The sequence below is a fragment of the Chryseobacterium soli genome (assembly GCF_000737705.1).
Taxonomy (GTDB): Bacteria; Bacteroidota; Bacteroidia; order Flavobacteriales; family Weeksellaceae; genus Chryseobacterium; species Chryseobacterium soli.
The window spans coordinates 397,280-421,851 of sequence record NZ_JPRH01000003.1; the positions used below are offsets into that span (position 1 = coordinate 397,280).

Below are 24,572 nucleotides of genomic sequence, written 5' to 3' on the forward strand. Positions count from 1 at the left end.
TGCAAAATGATTAAAAACGTCATTTTTATTTTCGTATCACTGCTTTTAATTTCATGCGGGAAAGACCCTGCTCCCAAGCCTTATGGGGAGCTTCGTCTGGAATATCCGACCCCCAAATATCAAAAGTTCGAATCTAATTGTGGATACAGTTTTGAGTATTCTAACTTTGCGCTTATTACCAATGCTAAAAAGCCTTGTTGGTACTATATGAACTATCCTAAGATGAAAGCAAAAGTCTTCGTTACGTATTATCCTATACAGAATGACTTTGCCGATCATATCAGAGAAGCAGAAAAAATGGTGTACGAGCACACTGTAAAAGCTAGTTCCATAGACACAAAATCCTTTGAATACCCTGAAAAAAAGGTATACGGGAACTTCTATGAACTCAAAGGACAGAGCGCCTCCAATCTTCAATTTTACGTTACAGACAGTACGAAACATTTCGTAACTGCTTATTTATACTTTAATACAAGGCCAAAACCCGATTCTTTGGCCCCGGCAATAGACTATATCAAAAATGATATGAAACACATGCTGGATACTTTCGAATGGAAAAAATAAATTACTTTTAAAATACATTGAAAAATATATGAAACTTTTAGTTGTAGGAAGTGTTGCATTTGACGCAATCGAGACGCCATTTGGTAAAACAGATAAAATTTTGGGAGGTGCTGCCACATATATTGGTATCACGTCATCTATTTTGGGTGTTAAATCCGGTATCGTTTCTGTAGTAGGAGGAGATTTTCCGCAAGAACATCTTGATATGTTTACCGACAGAGAGGTAAATATTGAAGGAATTGAAATCGTAAAAGAAGGCAAAACGTTCTTCTGGTCCGGAAAATACCATAATGATCTGAATACAAGAGATACGCTGGCTACTGAAGTGAATGTTTTGGAAAACTTCGACCCGAAAATTCCAGATTCTATGCAGGATTCAGAGATTTTATTATTGGGGAACCTACACCCGGGTGTTCAGTTGTCTGTTCTTGAAAAAATGAATGTTCGTCCTAAACTTGTAATCCTTGATACCATGAATTTCTGGATGGACAGTGCCTGGGATATTTTAATGGACATGATTGCTAAAACGGATGTAATTACGATCAATGATGAAGAAGCAAGACAGCTTTCCGGAGAATATTCTTTAGTAAAAGCAGCTAAAAAAATTCATACGATGGGTCCTGATTATGTGATCATCAAAAAAGGAGAACATGGAGCTTTACTGTTCCATGACAATAAAGTATTCGCTATCCCTGCGCTTCCATTGGAAGAGGTTTTTGATCCGACTGGTGCCGGAGATACTTTTGCAGGAGGTTTCGCGGCTTATCTTGCTAAAAAAGAAAAGATCGATTTCGAAACGATGAAGTCTGCTTTGATCGTAGGATCTGCAATGGCTTCTTTCACTGTTGAGAAATTCGGGACAGAAAGAATTCAGGAAGTTAGCGAATCAGATATGTTCGAAAGATTGAGACAATTTAAAGAATTGACCACATTCGATGTGGAACTGCAATAAATAAGTCTTTTTAAGAAATATTTATAATAAAAAATTTAGGGAAATTCATTAAGAATTCTAAATTTGCAACTTGTTTAAAATAGTAAAATGACAAATAAACTAAAAATCACTTTTCTTCTTGGGATTTTCATAATGATATTCTCTTCAAACATGATGAATGCCCAGCTAAAACAAGGAGATTTGGTGGATGGTATTGCTGCTGTTATCGGAGATGAAATTGTTTTGGAGTCTGATGTAGATGAGCAAATGAATTACGGGAAACAGCAGGGAGCTACCAACACAGACAAATGTGAGTTCCTGGAAAACCTTATCAACAATAAATTTCTTGTTTACGAAGCTAAAAAAGATACATTAATTGAAAACCGTTCTGCTTCTATTAAAGAGCAGGCTAATGCAAAATACCGTCAGCTTCTTTCTCAGTTCCCGGACGAGAAAGCGATGTTACTTGCTTACAAGTTCAGAAATGGGTACGAAATGAAAAATGCTATCGAAAAGATAGATACCGATACCTATTACGGGCAGGCAAAATATCAGAGAATTACTGATAAAGCCGATGTAACACCGAACGAGGTAACGGATTTCTATAATTTGTATAAAATGCAGCTTCCACAAGTGAAGGACGAAATTTCTTTAGGACAGATTATGGTGTATCCTAAATTGACAGAAGCCCACAAACAGGAATTGATCAACAAGTTAAATAAGATCAAAAAAGATGTTCAGGGAGGAGAAAGCTTTGAAAGCCAGGCAAGAATCTATTCTGAAGATGAAGGTTCTGCTGCCAACGGAGGACTCTACAAGAATATCTATAAAGGTCAGATGGTGAAGCCGTTTGAAGCAGCAGCTTTAAACCTTCAGGAAGGAGAAATATCAGATCCTATCGAATCTGAATTCGGATACCATATTATCCAGCTGATCAAAAAATCAGGTAAAGTATACGATGCAAGACACATCCTTCTGAAAGCAACGCCTACAGATGATGAAGTGAAGGCTGCTAAAACAAAATTAGACAGTATCAGAGGCTTGATCATTGACGGGAAAATAACATTTAAGGATGCTGCTTTTAAATTTTCTGATGACAAAAGAACCAAATTCAATGCAGGAATTATTTCAGGCGCTGACGGTTCTGATAAGCTTGAAAGAGAAAGTATCCCCGGAACAATAAGCTACGAATTGGCAGGATTGAATAAAGGAGATATTACAACAGCTTTTGAAGATGATGAAAACAAAAGAAAAGTTGCTAAAATCATTAAAATTGAAGATGTGATTCCGGCTCACCAGATAACAATGGAAACGGATTACAACAGAATAAAGCAGATGGCGCTTAATAAAAAGCGAAATGAAATGGTAGAGAAGTTTGTCAACGCCAAACTAGGGACAACCTTCATATCCATACACGGACGTTATGATTCTTGTAATTTCAAAGCTAACTGGAAAAAAGCTTCAGTCAAAAAATAAACAAAAAGCCTTCAGATTTTCTGAAGGCTTTTTTTGTGCTTTAAAGATGGCCATTGAGGAAATCTATATGGTTTACTGTTTTAAATTAACTGCCAAATAATACCTTCCAGCCTCCCGCTTCCAGCTCTCTCGATAATTCCTTAATCCAAACTCATCTCTTTTTAATACCTTTACGAAAATTGAGAAAAATGGATTACGAGTTCTATCTTACAATGTTTCGGTCGGCAGCAGAAAAAATTTCTAAAGAACAATACGATAGGGAAGGTCTGAAAGTATCTGTAGATATCTTTCTGGAATCCGCTGCTCTGAAAATGTATAAACCTGAATGGTCCGGAAATCCACAATCACCGTTAGATGCTGCAAGCAGAATATTTTTTTCAATATGGGTGAGTGATGAGACAATCCGTGAAGGAAAAATGTATTATAATATCCATGCCCTCAAGCTAAGGGAATTGAAGGACTATAAAATATCCAGCAGACATTTTGCACAGAATTTCAGATTTCAGTTTTTGAAACATCAGAAAGACTGGCCCAATGCAGATATACAATATGGCCCGCTTACGCTTATGCAGGGGTGGATACCGCTTACCACTGAAGATATTCAAAAGGAAGTATGCAGGCTGATCCAAAATTTTTTAGAGATAAGCTCTATCATAGATGCTGCTTTAGATCAGTATAAAATCCGGTAATATTTAGTTTTTTTAATCGATAGAAATGTCTGATAACCGTTGTTTTTAGTATTTTTACAGCATGAGCAATTTTATAGATTTCAATTCGGCAAAAAAACTTCACGAAATGCAGACAGAGCACAATAAAATTACACAACTTTTTAATATACAATATCCAATCATCCAGGCAGGAATGATCTGGCATTCCGGATGGAGGCTGGCTTCAGCGGTTTCTAACTGCGGAGGATTGGGATTAATAGGTGCAGGAAGCATGTACCCGGATATTTTAAGGGAGAATATTCAGAAATGCAAACAGGCTACAGACAAACCTTTTGGCGTAAATGTCCCTATGCTGTACCCTAATATTGATGAAATTATCCAGATTATACTGGAAGAAGGCGTTAAAATTGTTTTTACGTCTGCTGGAAATCCGAAAACTTATACCGAAACCCTTCAGAAAGAAGGAGTAAGGGTAGCCCATGTTGTTTCCTCCACCAAATTTGCAGTAAAATGTGAAGAGGCCGGTGTAGATGCTATTGTAGCAGAAGGTTTCGAAGCCGGAGGACATAATGGAAGAGACGAAACAACCACTTTTTGCTTAATTCCTAATGTAAAGAAACATATATCCAAACCTTTGATTGCTGCTGGTGGAATTGCTTTAGGCTCTCAAATGAAAGCTGCTATGATTTTAGGAGCAGATGGGGTACAGATCGGATCACGCTTTGCCGCAACAGTTGAAGCAAGCGCCCATGAAAACTGGAAAAAGAAAATTACAGAACTTCATGAAGGAGATACCCATCTTACGCTAAAAGAATTAGCACCGGTAAGAATGGTGAAAAATAAGTTTTTCAATGAACTGGAAGGTATCTACCAGACGGGACGAAATGCAGAGGCCTTAATCGCTTCTTTAGGACGTGCCAGAGCTAAACGCGGTATGTTTGAAGGAGATATGGAAGATGGTGAACTGGAGATCGGACAGGTCTCAGCATTGATTGATGAAATCCTTCCCGTAGAAACGGTTTTTAAAAATCTCTTACAGGAATTTGAAGAAATTAAAAATCCACACTTATAAAAAGTTTTGAAGGTATGGAAGGAAGGAGTATTGATGTAAAAGGAAACAAACTTTATATAGAGTACGAAAACGCATTCGAAAACAAACCTACTATCGTTTTTTTGCATGATTCATTAGGATGTACCCAGCTTTGGAGAGATTTTCCGGCAAAATTAGGTTCAGCCTTAGCCTGTAATGTCTTGGTCTATGACCGTCTGGGATATGGGAAATCTGGTGTGATGACAACCCATGAAAGAGCTGTGAATTATATGGAGCTGGAAGCAGATCTGCTTAACGACCTCTTATGTACACTGAATGTACAAGATGCAGTATTATTCGGACACAGTGATGGTGGTACAATTGCATTGATTGCCGCATCAAAATATCAGGAAAATATACAAGCGGTCATGTGTGAAGCAGGACATATTTTTGTGGAAGATATTACGGTAAAAGGAGTTCGGGATGCATTGGAAGCTTACAATACCACGAATCTTGGAGAACGGCTTCAGAAATACCATGGTGATAAAGTAGAAATGCTATTCAGAGCCTGGACGGAAATCTGGCTGAGTGAGAAGTTTAGAAACTGGAATATAGAGTATCTCTTGAAAGATATAACCTGTCCTTTGCTATTCATACAGGGTGAAAACGATGAATACGGAACTTTAGACCAACTTGAAAAGACACTCGCTCAGGTAAGTGGAATTTCAGAACAATACATAATCCCGGAGATTGGGCATACACCCCATAAAGAAGTCCCGGAACTGGTACTCAAGAGATCAATAGAATTTTTACAACGACAATTCAATTCATAAAATAAAAGCATCTTCAGGGATGCTTTTTTTGTGCTTTTCAAAAAAATAAGCGTTTACTCATCTTTTTACTGCTTTTTCGTATGTACATTTTTATGTTAAAATATGTACACATCGCTGTAGGCTTTTTACAGTGTACAGTAATGTACAAATTAAAGATAAATGAATAACGCAAAAATTAGTTCCGCAATGTTTTTACGCCCGATTAAATATTGTGGTTCATTTATTTTTTGGTTAAAATCAAGTTTGTAAAAAAATTAGTTTCGGAAAATTTTTAAGCATCACAAAAAAGACCATTAAAATAATTAATGGTCTTTTTTTTAAATTATCAAAGATTTGAATCATACATATTTACATTTGAAATTACAAGAAATACGCAATACATATCATCGTGAAGTGATATATCAATTTTTAGTTTTGAAATGTCAACAGTGGCACAAAACAAAAAAATTATCAAATGAAAAATTTAAAAAAACTTTCGAGAAACGAATTGAAAAAAATGAGTGGAGGAGCTAACCCATTTGAAGAGTCAGCTGAAGTAGGCAATTGTGGAGATGCTTGTACTCCTGGGAATAATGACACTTGTAAAGACTATGGATTACAGTGTGGTATTTATATGCTAAGTAGTGGAGGAACTGTGACTAGTTCGTGCTGGAAATGCATGTAATGTAAGGGTAGAGATGCAGAAACTGCATCTCTTTTTATCATCATTATACTGAACATATGAAAAAGTTCTTTTTAATCAGTTTACTTAATTTCTTATATATTTTGTCAGCACAAAATATAACATTTATATATGAACTTAAGTATAAACCCAATCTTGTTGAAGATGATTTTGTTACGAAGGTCTACTATCTTGATGTGCTAGGTAAACAGTCTGTTTTTAGATCTGAGCAAGATAGGTATTCCGATTCTTTAGTCCAGAAAACGGGTTTAGGTTTAGGGCGAAGCCCGGTATTTAATGTGCAATTTTATATCAAAAAAAATTTAGCTAAAATGAGTATTATTAAAAATATAAATACTCCATTAATGAATGATCAATATTATATACATATTACAGATTCTCTTTACTGGCAAATTTTACCAGATAAAATGAAAATAGGCAATATAGAATGCCAAAAAGCAGTAGTAAAGTATGGCGGGAGAAACTGGACAGCTTGGTTTGCGGAAAGCATCCCTTTACAAGAAGGACCTTATATATTCAATGGTTTGCCAGGCCAGATCGTAAAAATCTCAGATGAAAATTCAGAATATGATTTCACTTTAATAAAAACTAAAAAATCAGATAAAAACAATATGTTTGCCCTTAGAGCAGGAAAGGAAATTACCTGGGAAGAATTTCAGAAAATGCAGTTAGATTATTACAATGATCCATACGCCGAAATTAAGGCTCGTAATATAAAATATCAGATAGGAGATGTGAATGGGAATCTTATTTCTATGGATCTTAGAACACTTACAAAAAATATCCAAAAAAAGTTGAAAGAAAATAATAATGTTATAGAACTAAATAAGGCTGTACAATATCCATGAAATAAAAAATAATGTTAAATTGAAGCTTAACGATAGGTTCTTAATATATTATTACATCAGATCAATGTTCTATGAAATTCCATATTTTATTATTATATTTTGTCTTTTCTATGAAACTTTTTTCTCAGGGAAAGGAAGCTGTTATCATTGGAGAAGATCTTCAGAACAAATATCAAAAGACATTACGGCTGGTAGGTTTATGCAGTGAAAAATACTATCTGAATTTTCGTGGGGATTCTTCATCGATAAAAAACAATCAATATTTTTTTACTATCTCAGGATTTACAGATGATATTCCCAGACCATTTTACTTCCTTCTGGAAACTGAAAAGCATAAAGTCTATAAAACATCTGAGATTTTTTATATTTCACAGGGAACTCAAAAGATCAATTTTAATTCTGAAGACGGTAAAATAACAGGTAGTGAAAAAAATATCTTGTATAAAGATATAGATAGGTTTAAGGTGGATATGGAGTCCTATTCTTCTCAAAAAAAACATTTATATCAAATTGAGGGCGACATTTATAAGCGTAAAAACTTTAAGGTTGAACAGAAAACAAAAGATAGCTTACAAAAACTGTATGCGGAATTAGACAGCTATGAGGAAAATTTATTATTAAATCTGTCAAGAAAAACACCTGCATCCTATGTGTTATTCTGGAAATTAGTTCAAAAATTTGAGGCCAACGGATTCAAACAAAATTATTTTCAGGCTTTCAATAATTTAGATTCTTCAGTAAGAACATCTTCTGTTGGAGTCATTTTTAGTGAAGAACTTAAAAAAGGAAGCAAAATAGCAGAAGGGAATCTATTTCCCGAGCTGATTTTAAAAGGTAAAAAAGTACAGTCTTCTTTAGGAAAGTCGTACACCATTATTGATTTCTGGTTTTCTCATTGTGGACCTTGCATAGAACAGATGCCAAAATACAGAGAGATATACTCAAAGTATAAGGATAAAGGTTTTGAAATAATAAATATCTCTACAGACCGCACAAAAGATATAGCAAGCTGGAAGAAGATGATTAAAGAAAAAGAATTACAATGGATACATTATCTAGATGAAAATGGAGAAAAATCCAGGTATTATAATATTAATACATTTCCTACGAATTTTCTGCTAGACTCGTCGGGTAAAATTATAAAAAAAGATATTTCATTAGCGGATCTGGATGCTTTTTTAGGAAATGCTTTACAATAGAATAACGATTTTCATACTCAATAATTAAGGGTTATTAAATTTTAAATATAGTGTGATGTGTATATGCTAAGTTAATGAAGAGGCCATCATGTGTTTGTGTTGGAAATGTATGTTTAATTGTGGAGATGCAGCAAAACTGCATCTCTTTTTTTATGTACTTTCTAAGATTGATGGATTACAGATTACCCAGTTCAAATTTGATATTTTCCCGTGCAGGAATTTCATACTGATCTTTAAAATAATCAGTTTTAAAGATATGTTTAAGCTCCAGGAAATGTTGAAGAACCTTCTTTCTTCCAGGCCGGTAAAGAAAATCCGGGTAAATAGAGTATTCTTTCCGTATGTTTTTGATATAATCGATATACGTCTTTGAATCTTTCCCCAATATGGAAAGATCAGCATCCAGAAGATAATTGGTATCATGGTCATCCGATAGCAGATGAGCTTTCGTAGCGTTAATCTGAGCGGTAACAGAGTCTATGATTGCTGTGTTGATATTCAATTTTTGAAGCCTTATTGCAGCAAACTCCGCACTCTTTTCTTCATTACGTTTGGATGAAGCATCATAGATTACATCATGATAGAAAACAGAAAAGGAGAGGGCAGGAAAGTTGGAAATACACTCTTTAACATGCTCCAGCTCCAGAAACATATTCTCAAGATGATGAATGTTGTGATAATACCTGCCTTTTTCAGAATATTTCTTATCAATTTCCTGCCAAAGGACGTTGATAAGCTGCTGTTCCTCACTAAAAGAACCACACAACTGTATAAAATTTTCTTTAAGATCCATTAGGAGTACATAAAAAAAGGAACTTAAAAAGTTCCTTGATTTGATTCTATGGTTGCTTTCAGGTCTGCCCAGCCACCGCCGTTGTAACCTTCTTTCAGTCCTTGAGAATTAAGATACTCTAAAGCTTTTCCGCTTCTGTTTCCGCTTCTGCAGAAAATAATAACTGGCTTTTCAATAGATAAAATTTCTTCCTGTCTATCTTCTACTTCACCCAGTGGGATATTTTTAGCACCTTCTATATTTCCGTCCATTTCCAATTCCATGGGTTCACGAACATCTATTAATTCATAATTTCCTGATTGTAATACTTCTGATAAAGACATAGCTGTTTGATTTTATACATTAAAATGATAACGAAAATACGCAATTTTTTTCTGAAAAAACGGCTTTATCCGTATTATTTTAGAATAGGGTATATCCGAGAATTACAGATATGGTCCTGTAGTTGGAAGCAAAATTTAAATAATTTCTTAACAGGTCTCTGGACATTCCCATTCTGAATTCTAGACTGTATTTATCGTTGTATTTATAGCCGGCTCCGAACGTAAAATTATTACCCGATGCTATTTTAAATTCAGTCTGATCATAGGTAATGGCAGAATTAAGATTAAAATCCAGAATATAAGCTGCATTGACAAATATTTTAGATTGCTTATTAATAAAGAAATAGTGCCTGATCCCAAACGGGATTTCGAAGGATTTATAATCTACACTTCTCTTGGATTTTTTTCCATTATAAGAACCATCCATAAGGGATACTTCAGTAGTATTCTTATAATATTGATAGGTGGGTTCCGCAAAAAGAGCCCATTTGTTTTTATTGAAAGGCAGAATAAATTCAAGCTCAGCGCCAATCCTGAAGGTTGCTTTTGAATCAAATTTTGTTTGATCATTTACGCTGTAGTAATGATGATTGTTTTCTACCTTAGAAAAATTAACTCCTGGTCTGATGGTCAGATTAAATAAGTCTTTTTTCACTTTTGCCTGTCCATAAAGCACTGTGTGACCTGTAGAACATTCATTATTGGTGATAAATATTTTTGTAAGATCTGTTGGCTCGTAGTCCGTTTTTTTGATCATTTTACTGTCTACACCACATTTTAAACTTTCGGAAAGCTGTTTTTTATATTCCTCATTATATCCTATCTGGCTTTCGTTGATCGCGTACGACTTGTAAATTAATTGTTTAACGCTGCCATCATCAGTACTGTAGAAAAATCTTCTCGTATCTCCGCTTTCATAATAGAAAAGGTTAGATTTACCTTCTACCAGATATTTAAGGAATAATGTTTCCTCTTTAAATTCCGGTGCTCTGGTTTCAGACAGTCTGTTCAGATGATCAGAAGAACGGTCAATCAAAATAGTTTTTCGGACATATCTTTCAAGAGTTTCAATTCCAAATTCCTGAATGTTTTTAATGTTTTCCTTTCTTACATCAGATGAATTATCAAGTTTATATTCAAATTCAGTGGGATTATTTTTCCAGTCCAGGTTTTTAATTGAGGCTTCAGTTCTTTCACCGGCATTATTAATAAAATATCCTTTTTCAAATGTAATTTGTGCGTACTGCATACCTGCAGCCAAAAGTCCAATAAGCAGACCGATTTTTTTCATGGTTATTATTTTCAAATTTTGCTTTAGAATAAGTAGGTCTGTTAAAACAGGCAGTAAAGCGCGCAAATTTATAAAATAATCTTAGTTTTGCAAGGTGAAATCATGAATTCAAATGCAGAAAAATATGCCCGCCTTATCAAATCCAAAGCAGACCGTTTTGGATTTCAAAGCTGTGGCATCTCAAAAGCTGATTTTCTGGAGGAAGATGCCCGTAATCTTGAAAAATGGCTTCAGAATAATTTCCATGGCGAAATGAAATATATGGAAAATCATTTCGATAAAAGACTTGATCCAAGACTGTTGGTAGAAGGTTCAAGATCAGTGATTTCACTTTCCTATAATTATTTTCCTAAAGAGAAGATTTCGACATTAGAAAATTATAAAATCTCAAAATACGCTTACGCAGAGGATTACCATGAAGTGGTTAAAGAAATCCTGCGTGACATGGTCCTGGAACTTCAGGAAGAGATTGGGGAGTTCGGTTTCAGGGTTTTTGTAGACTCTGCTCCCGTATTGGAAAGAAGCTGGGCCAGAAAATCAGGAATCGGATGGGTGGGAAAAAATGCCAATCTTATTACAAAACAAAGTGGCTCTTTCTATTTTTTGGCAGAAATAATATGCGATTTGGAACTCGCTGCAGACCATGAAACAACCGATCATTGCGGAACCTGCAGAAAATGCATTGATGCGTGTCCTACCGACGCTATCGTCTCTGAGAAAATTGTAGATGGCAGCAAATGCATTTCCTATGCGACCATTGAGCTGAAAAGTGAAATTCCTGATTCTTTTAAAGGTAAAATGGAAGATTGGATGTTTGGATGTGATATCTGCCAGGATGTTTGCCCGTGGAACCGTTTTTCTGCGCCTAATATTCAAAGCAGATTTATGCCTAATGAACACCTGAAAAACTTTAAAAAAGGGGAGTGGAAGGAGTTGACTCAGGAATTATTCTCTGAAATTTTCAGAAAATCCCCTGTAAAGAGAACGAAATTTGCTGGTTTGAAGCGTAATATTGAATTTTTGAAATCTTCTTCTGATCCTTTGTAGATCTCGTTTGAGGTGACAAATCCCTGTCTGGAATTTTCATGTTCCAAAACTAAAGCGGATAAACGGCCATTCCTTAATTTTTGAATATAAGGAGGTAAAGATGTAATAGGGTAAGAATTCGTGAAAACCTTTTCCTGAAAACAAAAAATGACTTTCATGGGGATATATTCCCGCAGAAAATCAACGTCTTTTTTGTACTCTTTTTGGAGCTGTTTTTACTCTTACTTTAAATCTTTTTTGGGATTTGATGTTTTTACGCATATTTGTGTGATATTTCGTAACTAAATGTAGTCATTTTTCCGATTAAAACAAATACTTTTACGGAAAATTACACATTAAATTTTATTAAAACATGACTGTGAAAATGATCGCAATGTACCTCTTGAAAATACTCGGAGTATTGGTAGGTTTAATTCTTCTGTATGTAGTGCTGGGTTATTTGCTACCTTTTATTGAAGTTTCCGCTAAAGATGACGGACAGAAAAAAGAAATTCCCATCTATATTTACACAAACGGGGTACATACTGATATCGTAATGCCTGTAAAAAATGATCTGCAGGATTGGGGAGCGAAAATTCCTTTTTCAAATATAAAATCTAAGAGAACCGACTATCAGTATGTAGGAATAGGGTGGGGTGATAAAGGTTTCTATCTGGACACGCCTACATGGGCAGACCTGAAATTTTCAACAGCTTTTAAAGCGGCGTTTTGGCTTAGCGATTCGGCGATGCACTGCACCTATTATGGAAAAATGACCGAAGGCAGCGACTGTAAAATGATTATGATAAGCCGGGAGCAATATAAAAGCTTGGTGAGTTTTGTCGAAGCTAAATTTGATACAGATCAAAACGGGAAATTTATGTTCATCCCTACCAATGCTGTTTATAGTGATAATGACGCTTTCTATGATGCAAAAGGAACATACAGCTTTTTTTACACCTGTAATACCTGGGCAAATAATGCATTAAAGGCTGCAGGTCAAAAAGCAGCCCTTTGGACTCCTTCTGATTTTGGAATTTTCCAACATTATAAATAGAACTCGGTGAAAATTTTCCACATTATTACCATTTTCCTTTTCTGTTCATGCCGGCAAGAAACCAGGAAAGAAAAGCCGGCTTCAATTGAGACTCACAAACCCTTTGTTGAGAAAAAGCCTGAGGCTGATCATGCTAAAACAAAGAAAAAAGCCGAAGAAGCACTGAAATTTTGTCAGACAAACAAACTAAATACTGATTTCTGTATTTTAATTGATATGAGCCTTCATTCTGGGGTCAAGAGATTTTTTGTCTGGAACTTTAAGAGCAATACTCTTTCCAAACAATATCTGGTCGGGCATGGATGTGGTTCACAACCCTGGAGTATGGATGGCTCTAAAGATACTCCGGAATTCAGCAATGAAGATGGAAGCCATCTTTCTTCCCTTGGGAAATACAAGCTGGAAGGACGTGGATATAGTGAGTGGGGAATCAATGTGAAATACCTTATGCACGGCCTGGAAAAAACGAACAACAATGCTTTAAAAGATTTATTGTGTTTCACTCCTGGAATCTGATGAGTGATGAAGAAGTTTTCCCAAAAGGTTCTCCGGAAGGCTGGGGATGTCCTACCATATCCAATAATGCGATGAAGGAAATAGATCCTGTTATCCAAAAATCAACGAAACCTATTCTAATGTGGATTTACCTCTAAATCAGAAATAGGTCTTTTAAACGCCATATGAAACCGCTTCAAAAGAGCGGTTTTTCTGTGGAAACTTATGAAGGGTAAGAAAATACTATTGAATATGAAACTTCATACAACAGAAAAAAGCCCCTTGCGGGGCTTTAATTCTATTGTAATATATGTAATTACGCTAGTTTTACGTTGACAGCGTTTAGTCCTTTGTCGCTTTTTTGTACTTCAAAAACTACTTTGTCATTCTCACGGATTGTTCTGATGCTCAATCCTGAAGAATGTACAAAAATGTCTTTTCCTCCGTCTGCTGGAGAAATAAATCCGAAGCCTTTTGCTTCGTTAAAAAATTTTACTGTGCCTTCTTGTTGCATTGTATTGGTATTAAAAAATTGTTGTTACTTAACGAGTTCAATATTAACGGCAGAAAATCCTTTTACAGATTTCTCTTTTTCAAAAGATACTTTATTCCCTTTTTTTACAGGCTCTTTACAGTTGTTATTGTGGAAAAATACATTTTCTTTGGTTTTATTTTCTGTAATAAAGCCATAGCCTTTTTCACTGTAAAATGTAATGATACCTGATTTACGGATCTCTTCTTCAAGAATTGGAGCTGCTCCCAGCTGAATTTCATCAAGATTTACTTCCATTCTCTCTTCAGGAGGGGTAGATGTCAATCTTCCGAATTCGTCTACATAGGTCAACATGTCTTCCAGTCCCTTTCCTTTATTGTTATTGCTTTTACGATCTTCACGTCGGATCGCTTTTTCTTTTTGCTTTTGAATTTTTTTCTTGAAATTTTCTTTTTTAGAAGAAGAATCTGCCATAAATTATTGTAGTATTTAGTTTCTTGTATTAAATATTTGTTATTGTGTTCTGTAGGTATGATGCCTATCAGTTTATTTCTCTTACTCTATTTATCTTGCGATAAAATGGTTTTTTACGCCTCCCAAATGGAGATAGTCTGTATTCGGACGTTCATGATCTACCATATACGTCAGATTATCTATATCAACCGGATTATTAAGGATATTTCCTGCAAATTTTTTCGTTTCATCAGACATTGTTGAAGAAAAGAAAAGCGTCTGTCTTCTTTGAGGAATCATTTTGATAATCTTTTTCACATCATTGCCAAGCCCCATTTCCAATAAGGTATCTCCTTCATCTATAATCAAAATTTCAATTTTGGAAAGATTGATGTGTCTTTGGTCAACCAGATCCAGCAATCTGCCGGGAGTGGCTATTAAAACATCTACTGTTTTTCTTAGAGCAGCTAACTGACTGCCTTTAGAAACGCCTTCATAAACCGTGAATTGGGACAAGGGAAGGTATTTGCTGTATAGCTTGAAATCTTCCTCTATCTGCATCGCAAGTTCCTGGGTAGGAGCCAATATTAATGTTCGTATTTCTTTATGCTCAGGAGCATTCTTTTTTAATAATTGAAGTACAGGCATTGCAAAAGCTGCTGTTTTTCCTGCACCCGTTTGCGCACATCCAATAATGTCTTTACCCATTAAGATATGTGGAATTGCACTACTTTGTATTTCTGTGGGTTTTGAATATCCAGCTTCAGTGACAGCGCGGATGATGGGATTTATTAAGTTTAAATTTTTGAAGCTCATTGTGGTATTTTGCTGGGGTTTGGTGTTTTCTGTCAAATTTTTAATAATTTGAAGTTGTGTAATTAAGGATTGTGACACTCGTCATTTCCTTACGCAGCTTTAACAATAAGCTTTCGGCGTGAAAAAGATTTTCTTGCCGTTTCTCTATAGTCCCTGTATTCAGTTTGCCAACGCATGTATTCATTAATATAAAATTAAAGGTTAAAAAGGTGGCAGCTGAAAAAGCGAAAACTGAAAGAAAAAAATGGGTATTCTAAACTGTAACAGATAGCAAAGGCAGTGGCCTGTTTAATAATTATTATGCAAATATACAACAAATAACTGAATAAATACTATATTAAATGATTGATTATCAAAAATATATTATCTTCGCTTAAATCCTGTAGAGCGTTGTCAGATTGATCTTTGCAGAAATAACAATACAATAATATCCGAAATCAATCATCCTTCCACATTCACATTTAGACAAAACAGTGCTGAATTTCTATTGGAAATAGGGGCGTGTTTTATTCTTGTTTCAAAATGTATAAAAATAATAAATTAATATCCATCATAAAGCTCCTTGATTTAAAGCTAAGGAGCTTTGAAATTACGATATCATATACTTATAAAAATGCCATCCAGTCACTTTTCCCATTACTTTCTTCTATAGGAACCAGGGCTTTATGATGATGCATGGAAGCAAGAAGGCTTACGATCTCCTGTCTTACCATTTCAATCGTCATATCGGTAAGTTCCTGTTCAAATCCTAAATTATTAAGTTCAATAAGATCATTAACAATCACTATTCTAGCAATGATTTTTCCAAGATCAATCATTTTTCTTTGTGAAAGTGCCTGATCAATGCTGAAATCCAGTTCCTGGCTATATAGTTTTACGGCTTCTTTAGATAAATCATTAAGAGCAAGATAGCTTCCAAAATGAGGCATCTTTTTCTTTTTCATATCCTTTAAGATTCCCTCAGAAATTTGGGTGTATAACATTTCGTTGGAACCTTCAAAAATCTGGAAAGGACGGCTGTCCATGATTCCTCGTCCTCCGATATGAGAAATCCTGTATCCTTTTCCTCCTGAAAGCTGAACCAAAGTTTGCGCAGCCTCCTGCATCATATCCGTTACCAGGGCCTTCATACTGTTTGCATGAACTCCGCTCGTAGAAACATCATGATCAATACCGCTTATGGTAGAGCTTTTGGCGCACATGGCAGAACAAAGAGTGAAAAATGACTGTAACCTTGCGATCTGATACTGCACCTGGTCCAACGCAAAAAGATTGGAATTGCCCACCATTCTTTCCTTACAGTGTTTTGTAGCTTCATCCAGCATCCTTTTCAGGAATCCCATTCCCATTCCCGGAAACTGAAATCTGCTTCGGTGAAGAATATCCAACATCATTTTCAGCCCGGTTGATTCCGGGATTAGCTTGTTATGCTGCGGAACTTTAATATCGATTTTATTCAATCCGTAAGGGATCATATACAGTCCTGGATTATCATAGTATTCCAGTACTTCAACATTCTGTTCTCTTACATGTGTATCGGCAATGAAGAAATCTACATCTCTTGATAAGCTTCCTTCAGAATTTATATTTCTTGAGGTAATAAGCCAGTAATCGGCCATTCCTGTCAGTCCTTGCCAGTGTTTGGTGCCTTGTACTGAGTAATGGTCTCCCTTCAGCTCGTTTTGAGTTTTCATGTTAAGGGCATCACTTCCATAGTCGGGCTCTGTGATCATAAGACCACCCATAGCTCCGTTAGCCAGAAAATTTTTAAAGATATTTTCTTTAACGTCCTGATGACCGTATTTCGCAACGGGTTCAAGGAAAAGAGCGATATTAATCCCGAATGTTAGGGATAAAGGAAGAGATTCGTAAGATGCGGCAGATAAAATGCCCAGACATTCTTTCACTTTCATATCTCTGCCCCCAAACTCTTTTGGGATGGCTACTGAAAGTGGTTTAAGATTCATTATTTCTTTCCAGACATGAGGAGGAAGTCCCCTTGAAAGGCTTAACGTATTGATGTTTTCTTTTTCAAAAAGACGGTGGATTGAGGTTTTAAATTGATTTAAAAAATCAGAATACTCCATTCCGGATTCATCAAAAGCAGATTCATTCATAGGAAATTAAAAGATTAAATGCTGCATGCCATCTATACAACCAAAAATAAAGCGAAGCGAATGGCAACAGAACTTAAAAAAAATAAAATCAGCACTCCACATTCATGTAAATTCATAACAAATATAGGACTTAAAAACTGATCTGCGCTATTTTTATTAAGAATACTTTATCTTTTTGAGGGTTTGATAGGGGTTGGTATTTTTGATTTTTTTTCAATAAAAAATTCAAAATATATTAATATTTTTAATGAAATTAATAAAAATAACAAAGACTAATATACAGAAATTATTCTGATATTCTACTGAAAATCCTCCCGAAAGGAGGATTAAAAATAAATTATAATAAGGATAAAATTTAAAATATAGAAAGGATGTGGTGTGTTTCTTATTAGTACATTATTTCTGGGCTAAAGGTAGAGTAATAAACCCTAATTTATACCATAGATACAGAATAATTTAAATAAATTCAGATATTTCTATAATTTAAGAGATAAATTTCAGGGTCATAAACAGAACAGACCATAAAAAAATAAGAAAACACTATAAAATTCCTTTAAGATGTAGCAGTAATTAACCCTTTGTTTGATATTAAATGGCTCCCATCACATACATATTTTCCATAGTCGGAGCTTCACTTCCGCCTTTTTTCTCAAGAGTGATGGCAAATGCCTGTGCATTAGGAATATTGGATAGGGCTATTTTGCTGTCTTTTTCTTCCGTATACATTCCTGCACTTACAGGTTTTCCATCTGCAATTGCCCAGAGCTGATATTGCATGCCTTCTGGAGCCTTAGGAAGACTTTCTGCATTTAAATACACTTCTTTGGTTTTTTTGTCCCAGAAAACCATGGCTTTAGAATCAGGATGCTTTTCCACGCCTTTCAGCATAACCATCTGCATATCCGGGCTGGACAGAATGTTCCATTTCTGTTCCATTCTCTGAAGCGCCAGGTTTTGAGAATGTTTCTCTGTATTCAGCCTTGCGATCTCTTTTTTATTCTGAGACTGGCTGTTCATCCAGAATAGATTTCCGGCAGCACTTACTAAAAATAGTACTGAGGCAGCTACTGCGTAAGTTTTCCAGCTGCTGTGGTGGTTGTTAGCAACAACCGGTTCAATTGATTCCTTTTGAAGGATAGGATTCGGTTGAGAATCCGGAACCAAGCGTATCGTTTCATCAGCGGTCTGTTCCTGCTGGATTTTATTCCATATAGTAGATTTCAGATCGCTCGGAGGTGCTACGGCTTGAGCTGTAGCAAGATCTTCCAATGTTTTTTGTGCCTCCTCAAAAGCTGCTTTTACTTCAGCATTGTTCTTCATCACACACTCCAAAATCCCTGCTTCCTCATGAGAAGCAAGACCTAGAATATAAGATTCTATGATTCCGGATGATATGTATTCCTTAGTGTTCAATTTATTGATAATCTTTTAACAAATCCTTTAGTTTTATTAATGCATTACGCATTTTCGTTTTTACTGTACCTAGCGGTATCTTCAGTTTTTCGGATATTTCGTTTTGCGTATATCCCTGATAATAAGCCAAGTCGATAAGTTCCTGCTTATCAACTTCCAGACTTTCAAGCACATTGCTGAATCCAATAAAATCGGATGATTTATTGGTCGTAGAAAGTTCTGCAGTGTTATATACGAAATCAGGAAGCGGTTGGTTTTTAAGCTGGTTTTGAAAGCCTTTGGATTTTAAATAATCTATTGCCGTATTTCTGGCAATATTAATCATCCAGGTATAAAATCTGCCTTTGCTGGAATCATATTGATGGATGGAATTCCAGATTTTAACAAAGACATCCTGAATTACTTCTTCAGTATATTCTTTTGATTGTACAATTCGGAGGATCACACCATACAGCGCGCCGGAATAATGGTCATACAAATGATGAAAACCAGTCTCGCTTTTTTCTTGTAGTAAAACGATAAGTTCCTCTTCCGAATAGTTTGTTTTAATGATGGATGTTTTTCACTCCAAATGTAATAAAATAAAACATATAACAAACAACATCTCAAGAATCTTTTATATCGTATGTAATTTTAGATAATAACTTAAAATTTCACAATTATGAATAGTGTAATCAAAAAAGCGGGACTGGTATGTTTCCTCCTCCTTGCAGGCAGCAGATGCTTTGCACAGTCAGGTAATTTTAAAGCTAAAAATCCATACTATTCACGTACCATAACGACTCCTCTCAAAGTAAGCAATGCTGTATGGAAAAAAATACTTACACCGGAGCTGTATCAGGTTGCGAGGGAAGGAGCCACAGAGACTGCTTTTACGGGGAAATATTATGAACTGGACGAAAAAGGGATGTATTACTGCGCTGTATGTGGAAATCCTTTATTTCTTTCTACTTCTAAATTTGCCACCACCTGCGGCTGGCCTTCGTTTTATCAGCCGGTGAGCAGAACCAGTGTAAAATACAGAAAAGATACTTCCTATCATATGGTACGAAGTGAAGTATTGTGCGGAAGATGTGATTCTCATTTGGGACATGTCTTCGATGACGGCCCAAAACCAACAGGAAAAAGATTCTGTATGAACTCTGTTTGTCTGGATTTCGTTCCTGTTTCTAAAATTAAGTAACTGATTTTCAATGTTTTAAAATAAAATATAAATATTTTAAATCTAAAATGAAACCGGGGTCGTAAATGCTAGTAAGAACAAAAAATTAAACAGTCTTTAACTTAAAAAAATCAATACAATGAATACAAGATCAAAAATCGCAGTTTTAAGCATGGTAGCTTTATCATTCGCTTTCAGTGGAAATGTAACTGCACAGATGATGAAAGAAAAAACAGTAATGGTAGGTGGAGCGCCAATGTATCCTTCCAAAAATATTATTGAAAATGCAGTGAACTCGAAAGACCACAAAACACTTGTCGCTGCAGTAAAAGCCGCAGGCTTGGTTGAAACACTTCAGGGAGCAGGACCTTTCACAGTGCTGGCACCTACAGATGAAGCATTTGCTAAACTTCCTAAAGGAACAGTAGAAAATCTGGTTAAGCCTGAAAATAAAGCAACGCTTACTAAGATATTAACGTATCATGTTCTTGCCGGAAAATACAGTGCAAAAGATATCTGGGCTGCTGTAAAAGCTGGAAACGGAAAAAGCATGATGAAAACGGTAGAAGGCGAAGATGTTACCTTCTGGACCAAAGGAAAAGATCTTTATATCAAAGATGCTAAAGGAAATAATGCAAAAGTTACGATTGCTGATGTAAATCAGTCAAACGGAGTTATTCATGTTATAGACACGGTTTTAATGCCGTAATGGTTTATTAGTTTTAAACAGCATAAGAAATTATGCTGTTTTTACTCTTTATCAGTCAGCTTAATAAAAAAACACACATATAGAAAATATAACTGATATTCTTTCAATTCAATAACCAACACTAAAAATTAATATTATGAAAAAAACAATCAGTGTTTCTAACCAGGGAGCTACTCTGGATACAAGCAGAAGAAATTTTTTGAAATTAGGAGGTATCGGCCTTGCAATGGCAGGTCTTACCCTTATAGGTTGTGATGACAATGACGATTTCCAGGTTATCAATAATAAAGTTTTTGATCTGGGCTCTGGCGATGTAGGCGTACTTAATTATGCGTATGCACTTGAGCAGCTTGAGGCAGATTTTTATACTAAAGTAGTTAATAATTTTTATTCCGGAATTTCAAGTATAGAGCAGCAGCTTTTTACGGATCTTTATCATCATGAGTTGATCCACCGTGATTTTTTTAAAGCGGCAATAAGTGGGGTAACTTCCAATGTTCTCCCAAAACTTGAATTTCAGTATCCTGGTGTAGACTTTAACAGCAGAAGTTCCGTACTTGCCACTGCAAAAGCATTGGAGGACACAGGAGTAGCAGCATATAACGGAGCCGGAAAATATATTTCCAATCCTGATTATCTTGTTATTGCCGGGAAAATTGTTTCTGTAGAAGCAAGACATGCTTCCGCAATCAGAAATACCATCAATCCGGGATCTGCAGATTTTTCTGGAGATGATGTGATAGATGCCAATGGATTGGATCTTGCCAAAGAGCCGAAAGACATTGTAATGGTGGCCGGAGGGTTTATCAAAACTCCTTTTACATGGAAAGAAAGAGGAATTTAATTAATTATTAATTTTAAAAATCTACAATTATGAACCTACTAAAAATACTAGATAAACTTTCTAATGATAAATTTTTCACCACGGAAGCTTCAAGATTAGAAACAATCACCAATATGTCTACCATGGGTAAACAAGCTGCTGTAGCTGCTGCTCCCCTTGGACTGGGCGTGTTGATGGCAACACCCGCAAAAGCAGAAACGCTGAATACCGTTCCAGGAACAGCTTACAAAACAGCTTTAACTGATGCACTGCAACTCGCATTGGTATTAGAATATTTAGAAAGTGAATACTACACGATCGGACTTGCTACTGCAGGATTAATTCCTAGTGTAGACCGTACTGTTTTCATGCAGATTGCCAAACACGAATCTGCTCACGTTAATTTCCTGAAAAGCACATTGACTTCTTTAGGAACAACACCGGGTACTAAACCAACGTTTGATTTTACAGCTAATGGAAGTTTTACCCCTTTCACCAATTATAATCAATTTCTTATTCTTGCTCAGGCCTTTGAAGATACCGGAGTAAGAGCCTATAAAGGACAGGCTGGAAATGTGATGTCTAACAAGGCGGTACTTCAGGCAGCACTTCAGATCCACTCGGTTGAAGCAAGACATGCTTCTCAGGTAAGACGAATGAGAGCTAATAAAGGCTGGATAGAGCTGGCAGATGGAGGTAATATGCCTGCGGCTACCAATGCTGTTTATGCCGGAGAAGATAATACCAATCAGGCAGGATACAATACAGCGACTGCTTTTGGAGCACCTGCTGGTTCCGCAGCTTATGACGAAGTTTTATCGGGCAGTGATGCTCAGACGATTGCATCCTTATTCATTGTATAAGGTGATTTTCTTAATTTAGGTGTTGATCCTTTTCTGAGCTTTCGGGAAAGGATTTTTTTTGAAATAAAAAAAATCCCCGGTGAACCGGGGATTGTAGAAAATAATATATTATAAAATGAATTGGTGTGCTATAATATGCAGTATTCTTAACAAATGGTGTGCCTAAAATATGCACATACCACAATTTGGTGAGAAAAATTTCCTTTATAACACAGGGGGTCTGTGTGATTTTTAGTCTTATTTGTCTGAAATTTAGTCGTCTATATATGCATTGCATAATTTTATATTTTTTTTAAATTTTTCATTTTATTAAAAAATGAAATATGAATTTCAACTTAAATAAATTATAAGTTCCGAAAACTTCACCATACTGAATCAATTCTCATTGTTGATCTTTGTTTCAATAACATTTAAAAAAAGAACAATGTCACCACAAGATGTAAAAGGGAAAGTAGTATTGATCGCCGGCGGTGGTAAAAATTTAGGAGGATTATTAAGCAGAAATTTTGCTTCAAAAGGAGCCAAACTCGCTATACATTATAACAGCGAAAGCTCCAGGGCTGCAAGTGAAAAAACGCTTGCAGAAGTGCACGCTTTGGGAGCTGAAGCATTTTTGTTTCAGGGAGACCTTACTCAAGTGGGAAATATTAAGAGATTTTTCGATGAAACCGTTGCCAAATTTGGAGGAATCGATATTGCGGTAAATACAGTAGGGATGGTACTGAAGAAGCCATTTGCTGAAACGACAGAAGATGAATATGATACTATGTTTGGAGTGAATTCAAAATCTGCCTATTTCTTTTTGCAGGAAGCGGGCAAAAAACTGAATGATAACGGGAAAATCTGTACTATTGTAACCTCATTGCTTGCTGCATATACTGGATTATATTCTACATATGCCGGTGCAAAAGCCCCTGTTGAACATTTTACAAGAGCTGCTTCTAAAGAGTTTGGTTCAAGAGGAATTTCCGTGACAGCTGTAGCGCCGGGACCCATGGATACTCCTTTCTTTTACGGACAGGAATCTGAAGAGGCGGTAGCATATCATAAATCGGCAGCTGCATTGGGAGGACTTACCGATATTAAAGATATTGCTCCCTTAGTAGAATTTTTGGTTACCGAAGGATGGTGGATTACGGGTCAGACTATATTTGCAAACGGCGGATATACAACCAGATAAGATAAAATAATAGTATCCTATCACTTGTTAGTCGTAGAAGTACTACATTTTTTGAATTTTGTCATTGATTCTGAATTTGACGTGATATTTACTTCTATATTTGGTGATATAAAAACCATCAAATCACAAAATATTAACAGTTAAAATTTACAATCATGGCAGAAAAAAATTCAAGAGGAATTTTAAAATTCAACGGCGGTGAAGGACAAAAATTACTAAGACTGAACTATTCGGTATCGCGTTCCACAGACGTATCCGGGCGAGTGGCGTCTGATCCATCGAATGCGCTTATTAAGATAACAGTAGAAGCTACAGAAAAATCTGATATTCTCGAGAGCCTTCTGAATGGAAAATATAAGCCGACTACCGGTGAGGTTACTTTCAATAAATCCCATGAAGAAGGGACTTTAACTACTTTGAAATGGCACAATGGATATGTGATCCAGCATGAAGTAGATTTTGATGCGATAGATGAAAACAGTATGCTGATCAGCTTTATCGTAAGTGCAGAGCAGATTGATCTTGGAAATTCTTCTTATGTAGGAATGTGGCCGACAACATAAGCAGATTTTTTACATTTAAATACTATAGACAGAATGGATATTCGAAAGAATTTCGTTCTGTCTTTTTTTTGTCTTACTTATTTGTTTCAAGAAATGAAGACTTTTTCTGACTTTTTAGCCTCAGCTCCTAAATTGAATCTATTTAACAAAAAAGTCTCATCATTAAATGAGACTTTCAATGAATAATTTTTTAGAATGCAATTACATACAAATTTGTCCTTTAGGAATGCAGACACCGTTACAGTCATACTGAGTATGGTAGTTGCAAGGACATATTTTAGTGCCATCTGCCAGATAATAGCATGGTTGGATTCCTCCGCTGATTGATTTTAAATCATGTTTAGAAAGTTTTTTAAGATTTTTCATAGAAATATTGTTTTTTGATTGGTCTAACTAAGGTAATGAAAAAAATAAAGCAATGAAAAACTAAATCCCAATTATATATCACTCTTCATTTTAAGAGAAAAATAGAAATTAAGAAGAGAATAAAGGGGTTGAATAACACAAAATAACCATCAATTCTCTTTTATTAAATTTTAAAAGTGTTCTCCAATATTTAATCAATTACCACTTACTCCTACATATTTAGAATACTGCGTTTTGAGAAAGTTTGGTTTTGATACTAAATAAATTTATGTTTCCAAAAAAACAAAAATAAATTCTGCCAAGAGTGAAAAATATGACACTAAACTAAAGATAAGTATCAATCATATTGAAAGGATATATCTTATAGATTAGTAAAATAAATAACTTTAAATATTTGA

Annotated in this window: 27 protein-coding genes and 1 pseudogene; 18 read left to right on the forward strand and 10 right to left on the reverse strand. The window is 35.5% G+C overall.

Features of this window, described 5'->3' with window-relative positions; genetic code table 11:
- Positions 1-6 precede the first annotated feature (6 nt).
- The 9 genes from gldD (at position 7) to IW15_RS09250 (ending at position 8,231) form a co-directional block, all read left to right on the forward strand.
- Complete coding sequence (gene gldD / locus IW15_RS09210) at positions 7-564, forward strand: gliding motility lipoprotein GldD (protein WP_034710745.1); 558 nt, start codon at positions 7-9, stop codon at positions 562-564.
- Positions 565-592: 28 nt separating this feature from the next.
- Positions 593-1,516, forward strand: coding sequence for a PfkB family carbohydrate kinase (locus tag IW15_RS09215; protein ID WP_034710746.1), 924 nt, complete (start codon positions 593-595; stop codon positions 1,514-1,516).
- A gap of 87 nt (positions 1,517-1,603) precedes the next feature.
- Positions 1,604-2,971 (forward strand): peptidylprolyl isomerase, encoded by a 1,368-nt coding sequence (locus IW15_RS09220; RefSeq protein WP_034710747.1) that lies wholly within the window; start codon positions 1,604-1,606, stop codon positions 2,969-2,971.
- A gap of 188 nt (positions 2,972-3,159) precedes the next feature.
- Positions 3,160-3,660, forward strand: coding sequence for a hypothetical protein (locus tag IW15_RS09225; RefSeq protein WP_034710748.1), 501 nt, complete (start codon positions 3,160-3,162; stop codon positions 3,658-3,660).
- A gap of 61 nt (positions 3,661-3,721) precedes the next feature.
- Positions 3,722-4,711 (forward strand): NAD(P)H-dependent flavin oxidoreductase, encoded by a 990-nt coding sequence (locus IW15_RS09230; protein ID WP_228384335.1) that lies wholly within the window; start codon positions 3,722-3,724, stop codon positions 4,709-4,711.
- 14 nt (positions 4,712-4,725) lie between these two features.
- Entirely contained in the window at positions 4,726-5,502 is a 777-nt protein-coding gene (locus IW15_RS09235) for an alpha/beta fold hydrolase (RefSeq protein WP_034710749.1), read from the forward strand.
- 454 nt (positions 5,503-5,956) lie between these two features.
- Positions 5,957-6,166, forward strand: a complete 210-nt coding sequence (locus IW15_RS09240; protein ID WP_034710750.1) for a bacteriocin-like protein — start codon at positions 5,957-5,959, stop codon at positions 6,164-6,166.
- Between the two features lie 56 nt (positions 6,167-6,222).
- Entirely contained in the window at positions 6,223-7,032 is an 810-nt protein-coding gene (locus IW15_RS09245; protein ID WP_034710751.1) for a GLPGLI family protein, read from the forward strand.
- A 110-nt stretch (positions 7,033-7,142) separates the two neighbouring features.
- Positions 7,143-8,231 (forward strand): peroxiredoxin family protein, encoded by a 1,089-nt coding sequence (locus tag IW15_RS09250; protein WP_034710753.1) that lies wholly within the window; start codon positions 7,143-7,145, stop codon positions 8,229-8,231.
- 175 nt (positions 8,232-8,406) lie between these two features.
- On the opposite strand, the gene IW15_RS09255 is transcribed toward IW15_RS09250, so the two are convergent.
- The 3 genes from IW15_RS09255 to IW15_RS09265 all read right to left on the reverse strand — a co-directional run bounded on the left by IW15_RS09255 (position 8,407) and on the right by IW15_RS09265 (position 10,638).
- Positions 8,407-9,024, reverse strand: a complete 618-nt coding sequence (locus tag IW15_RS09255; RefSeq protein ID WP_034710754.1) for an HD domain-containing protein — start codon at positions 9,022-9,024, stop codon at positions 8,407-8,409.
- A gap of 23 nt (positions 9,025-9,047) precedes the next feature.
- Entirely contained in the window at positions 9,048-9,347 is a 300-nt protein-coding gene (locus tag IW15_RS09260) for a rhodanese-like domain-containing protein (RefSeq protein WP_034710756.1), read from the reverse strand.
- 79 nt (positions 9,348-9,426) lie between these two features.
- Positions 9,427-10,638: a porin family protein gene (locus tag IW15_RS09265; protein WP_051881877.1), complete on the reverse strand. Its 1,212-nt coding sequence runs from the start codon at positions 10,636-10,638 to the stop codon at positions 9,427-9,429.
- A gap of 102 nt (positions 10,639-10,740) precedes the next feature.
- On the opposite strand from IW15_RS09265, the gene queG reads away from it, so the two are divergent.
- The 3 genes and pseudogenes from queG (at position 10,741) to IW15_RS09280 (ending at position 13,374) form a co-directional block, all read left to right on the forward strand.
- Entirely contained in the window at positions 10,741-11,685 is a 945-nt protein-coding gene (queG, locus tag IW15_RS09270; RefSeq protein ID WP_034710757.1) for a tRNA epoxyqueuosine(34) reductase QueG, read from the forward strand.
- A gap of 358 nt (positions 11,686-12,043) precedes the next feature.
- Positions 12,044-12,721: a TIGR02117 family protein gene (locus IW15_RS09275; protein ID WP_394331240.1), complete on the forward strand. Its 678-nt coding sequence runs from the start codon at positions 12,044-12,046 to the stop codon at positions 12,719-12,721.
- Between the two features lie 6 nt (positions 12,722-12,727).
- A pseudogene (locus IW15_RS09280) lies at positions 12,728-13,374 on the forward strand (murein L,D-transpeptidase catalytic domain-containing protein).
- Between the two features lie 158 nt (positions 13,375-13,532).
- Here IW15_RS09280 and IW15_RS09285 read toward each other — a convergent pair.
- The 6 genes from IW15_RS09285 to IW15_RS09310 form a co-directional block, all read right to left on the reverse strand.
- Entirely contained in the window at positions 13,533-13,730 is a 198-nt protein-coding gene (locus IW15_RS09285) for a cold-shock protein (RefSeq protein ID WP_034710760.1), read from the reverse strand.
- A 24-nt stretch (positions 13,731-13,754) separates the two neighbouring features.
- Positions 13,755-14,183 (reverse strand): cold shock domain-containing protein, encoded by a 429-nt coding sequence (locus IW15_RS09290; RefSeq protein ID WP_034710761.1) that lies wholly within the window; start codon positions 14,181-14,183, stop codon positions 13,755-13,757.
- 90 nt (positions 14,184-14,273) lie between these two features.
- A complete protein-coding gene (locus tag IW15_RS09295) occupies positions 14,274-14,978 on the reverse strand; it encodes a DEAD/DEAH box helicase (RefSeq protein WP_084681392.1) in 705 nt (234 codons plus the stop codon).
- 605 nt (positions 14,979-15,583) lie between these two features.
- Entirely contained in the window at positions 15,584-17,095 is a 1,512-nt protein-coding gene (locus IW15_RS09300) for an acyl-CoA dehydrogenase family protein (RefSeq protein WP_034710763.1), read from the reverse strand.
- Positions 17,096-17,683: 588 nt separating this feature from the next.
- A complete protein-coding gene (locus tag IW15_RS09305; RefSeq protein ID WP_034710764.1) occupies positions 17,684-18,508 on the reverse strand; it encodes an anti-sigma factor in 825 nt (274 codons plus the stop codon).
- A gap of 1 nt (position 18,509) precedes the next feature.
- Positions 18,510-18,986 carry an RNA polymerase sigma factor gene (locus tag IW15_RS09310; protein WP_084681393.1) on the reverse strand — a complete coding sequence of 159 codons (477 nt, stop codon included), beginning with the start codon at positions 18,984-18,986 and terminating at the stop codon, positions 18,510-18,512.
- Between the two features lie 183 nt (positions 18,987-19,169).
- Here IW15_RS09310 and msrB point away from each other — a divergent pair, with 183 nt between their 5' ends.
- From msrB to tssD, 6 genes are all read left to right on the forward strand, one after another.
- A complete protein-coding gene (gene msrB / locus IW15_RS09315; protein ID WP_034710766.1) occupies positions 19,170-19,691 on the forward strand; it encodes a peptide-methionine (R)-S-oxide reductase MsrB in 522 nt (173 codons plus the stop codon).
- Between the two features lie 118 nt (positions 19,692-19,809).
- Positions 19,810-20,379 carry a fasciclin domain-containing protein gene (locus IW15_RS09320; protein ID WP_034710767.1) on the forward strand — a complete coding sequence of 190 codons (570 nt, stop codon included), beginning with the start codon at positions 19,810-19,812 and terminating at the stop codon, positions 20,377-20,379.
- 136 nt (positions 20,380-20,515) lie between these two features.
- Entirely contained in the window at positions 20,516-21,223 is a 708-nt protein-coding gene (locus IW15_RS09325; protein ID WP_034710769.1) for a ferritin-like domain-containing protein, read from the forward strand.
- A gap of 29 nt (positions 21,224-21,252) precedes the next feature.
- On the forward strand, positions 21,253-22,065 hold the full coding sequence (locus IW15_RS09330) for a ferritin-like domain-containing protein (RefSeq protein ID WP_034710770.1): 813 nt from the start codon (positions 21,253-21,255) through the stop codon (positions 22,063-22,065).
- Between the two features lie 424 nt (positions 22,066-22,489).
- Positions 22,490-23,245 (forward strand): SDR family oxidoreductase, encoded by a 756-nt coding sequence (locus tag IW15_RS09335; protein ID WP_034710771.1) that lies wholly within the window; start codon positions 22,490-22,492, stop codon positions 23,243-23,245.
- Positions 23,246-23,400: 155 nt separating this feature from the next.
- Positions 23,401-23,808: a type VI secretion system tube protein TssD gene (gene tssD / locus IW15_RS09340; protein ID WP_034710773.1), complete on the forward strand. Its 408-nt coding sequence runs from the start codon at positions 23,401-23,403 to the stop codon at positions 23,806-23,808.
- A 201-nt stretch (positions 23,809-24,009) separates the two neighbouring features.
- On the opposite strand, the gene IW15_RS23250 is transcribed toward tssD, so the two are convergent.
- Positions 24,010-24,174 (reverse strand): bacteriocin-like protein, encoded by a 165-nt coding sequence (locus IW15_RS23250; protein ID WP_117584559.1) that lies wholly within the window; start codon positions 24,172-24,174, stop codon positions 24,010-24,012.
- Positions 24,175-24,572: the final 398 nt, after the last annotated feature.

Excerpts from the sequence above, each read along its gene's own strand:
- IW15_RS09230 (WP_228384335.1), top strand. The coding sequence starts at position 3,722 with ATGAGCAATTTTATAGATTTCAATTCGGCAAAAAAACTTCACGAAATG.
- msrB (WP_034710766.1), top strand. The coding sequence starts at position 19,170 with ATGAATAGTGTAATCAAAAAAGCGGGACTGGTATGTTTCCTCCTCCTT.
- IW15_RS09285 (WP_034710760.1), bottom strand. The coding sequence starts at position 13,730 with ATGCAACAAGAAGGCACAGTAAAATTTTTTAACGAAGCAAAAGGCTTC.
- IW15_RS09255 (WP_034710754.1), bottom strand. The coding sequence starts at position 9,024 with ATGGATCTTAAAGAAAATTTTATACAGTTGTGTGGTTCTTTTAGTGAG.
- IW15_RS09335 (WP_034710771.1), top strand. The coding sequence starts at position 22,490 with ATGTCACCACAAGATGTAAAAGGGAAAGTAGTATTGATCGCCGGCGGT.
- IW15_RS09320 (WP_034710767.1), top strand. The coding sequence starts at position 19,810 with ATGAATACAAGATCAAAAATCGCAGTTTTAAGCATGGTAGCTTTATCA.
- queG (WP_034710757.1), top strand. The coding sequence starts at position 10,741 with ATGAATTCAAATGCAGAAAAATATGCCCGCCTTATCAAATCCAAAGCA.
- IW15_RS09240 (WP_034710750.1), top strand. The coding sequence starts at position 5,957 with ATGAAAAATTTAAAAAAACTTTCGAGAAACGAATTGAAAAAAATGAGT.
- IW15_RS09245 (WP_034710751.1), top strand. The coding sequence starts at position 6,223 with ATGAAAAAGTTCTTTTTAATCAGTTTACTTAATTTCTTATATATTTTG.
- IW15_RS09220 (WP_034710747.1), top strand. The coding sequence starts at position 1,604 with ATGACAAATAAACTAAAAATCACTTTTCTTCTTGGGATTTTCATAATG.
- IW15_RS09215 (WP_034710746.1), top strand. The coding sequence starts at position 593 with ATGAAACTTTTAGTTGTAGGAAGTGTTGCATTTGACGCAATCGAGACG.
- IW15_RS09290 (WP_034710761.1), bottom strand. The coding sequence starts at position 14,183 with ATGGCAGATTCTTCTTCTAAAAAAGAAAATTTCAAGAAAAAAATTCAA.
- IW15_RS09260 (WP_034710756.1), bottom strand. The coding sequence starts at position 9,347 with ATGTCTTTATCAGAAGTATTACAATCAGGAAATTATGAATTAATAGAT.
- IW15_RS09225 (WP_034710748.1), top strand. The coding sequence starts at position 3,160 with ATGGATTACGAGTTCTATCTTACAATGTTTCGGTCGGCAGCAGAAAAA.
- tssD (WP_034710773.1), top strand. The coding sequence starts at position 23,401 with ATGGCAGAAAAAAATTCAAGAGGAATTTTAAAATTCAACGGCGGTGAA.
- IW15_RS23250 (WP_117584559.1), bottom strand. The coding sequence starts at position 24,174 with ATGAAAAATCTTAAAAAACTTTCTAAACATGATTTAAAATCAATCAGC.
- gldD (WP_034710745.1), top strand. The coding sequence starts at position 7 with ATGATTAAAAACGTCATTTTTATTTTCGTATCACTGCTTTTAATTTCA.
- IW15_RS09235 (WP_034710749.1), top strand. The coding sequence starts at position 4,726 with ATGGAAGGAAGGAGTATTGATGTAAAAGGAAACAAACTTTATATAGAG.
- IW15_RS09330 (WP_034710770.1), top strand. The coding sequence starts at position 21,253 with ATGAACCTACTAAAAATACTAGATAAACTTTCTAATGATAAATTTTTC.
- IW15_RS09300 (WP_034710763.1), bottom strand. The coding sequence starts at position 17,095 with ATGAATGAATCTGCTTTTGATGAATCCGGAATGGAGTATTCTGATTTT.
- IW15_RS09265 (WP_051881877.1), bottom strand. The coding sequence starts at position 10,638 with ATGAAAAAAATCGGTCTGCTTATTGGACTTTTGGCTGCAGGTATGCAG.
- IW15_RS09250 (WP_034710753.1), top strand. The coding sequence starts at position 7,143 with ATGAAACTTTTTTCTCAGGGAAAGGAAGCTGTTATCATTGGAGAAGAT.
- IW15_RS09295 (WP_084681392.1), bottom strand. The coding sequence starts at position 14,978 with ATGAGCTTCAAAAATTTAAACTTAATAAATCCCATCATCCGCGCTGTC.
- IW15_RS09325 (WP_034710769.1), top strand. The coding sequence starts at position 20,516 with ATGAAAAAAACAATCAGTGTTTCTAACCAGGGAGCTACTCTGGATACA.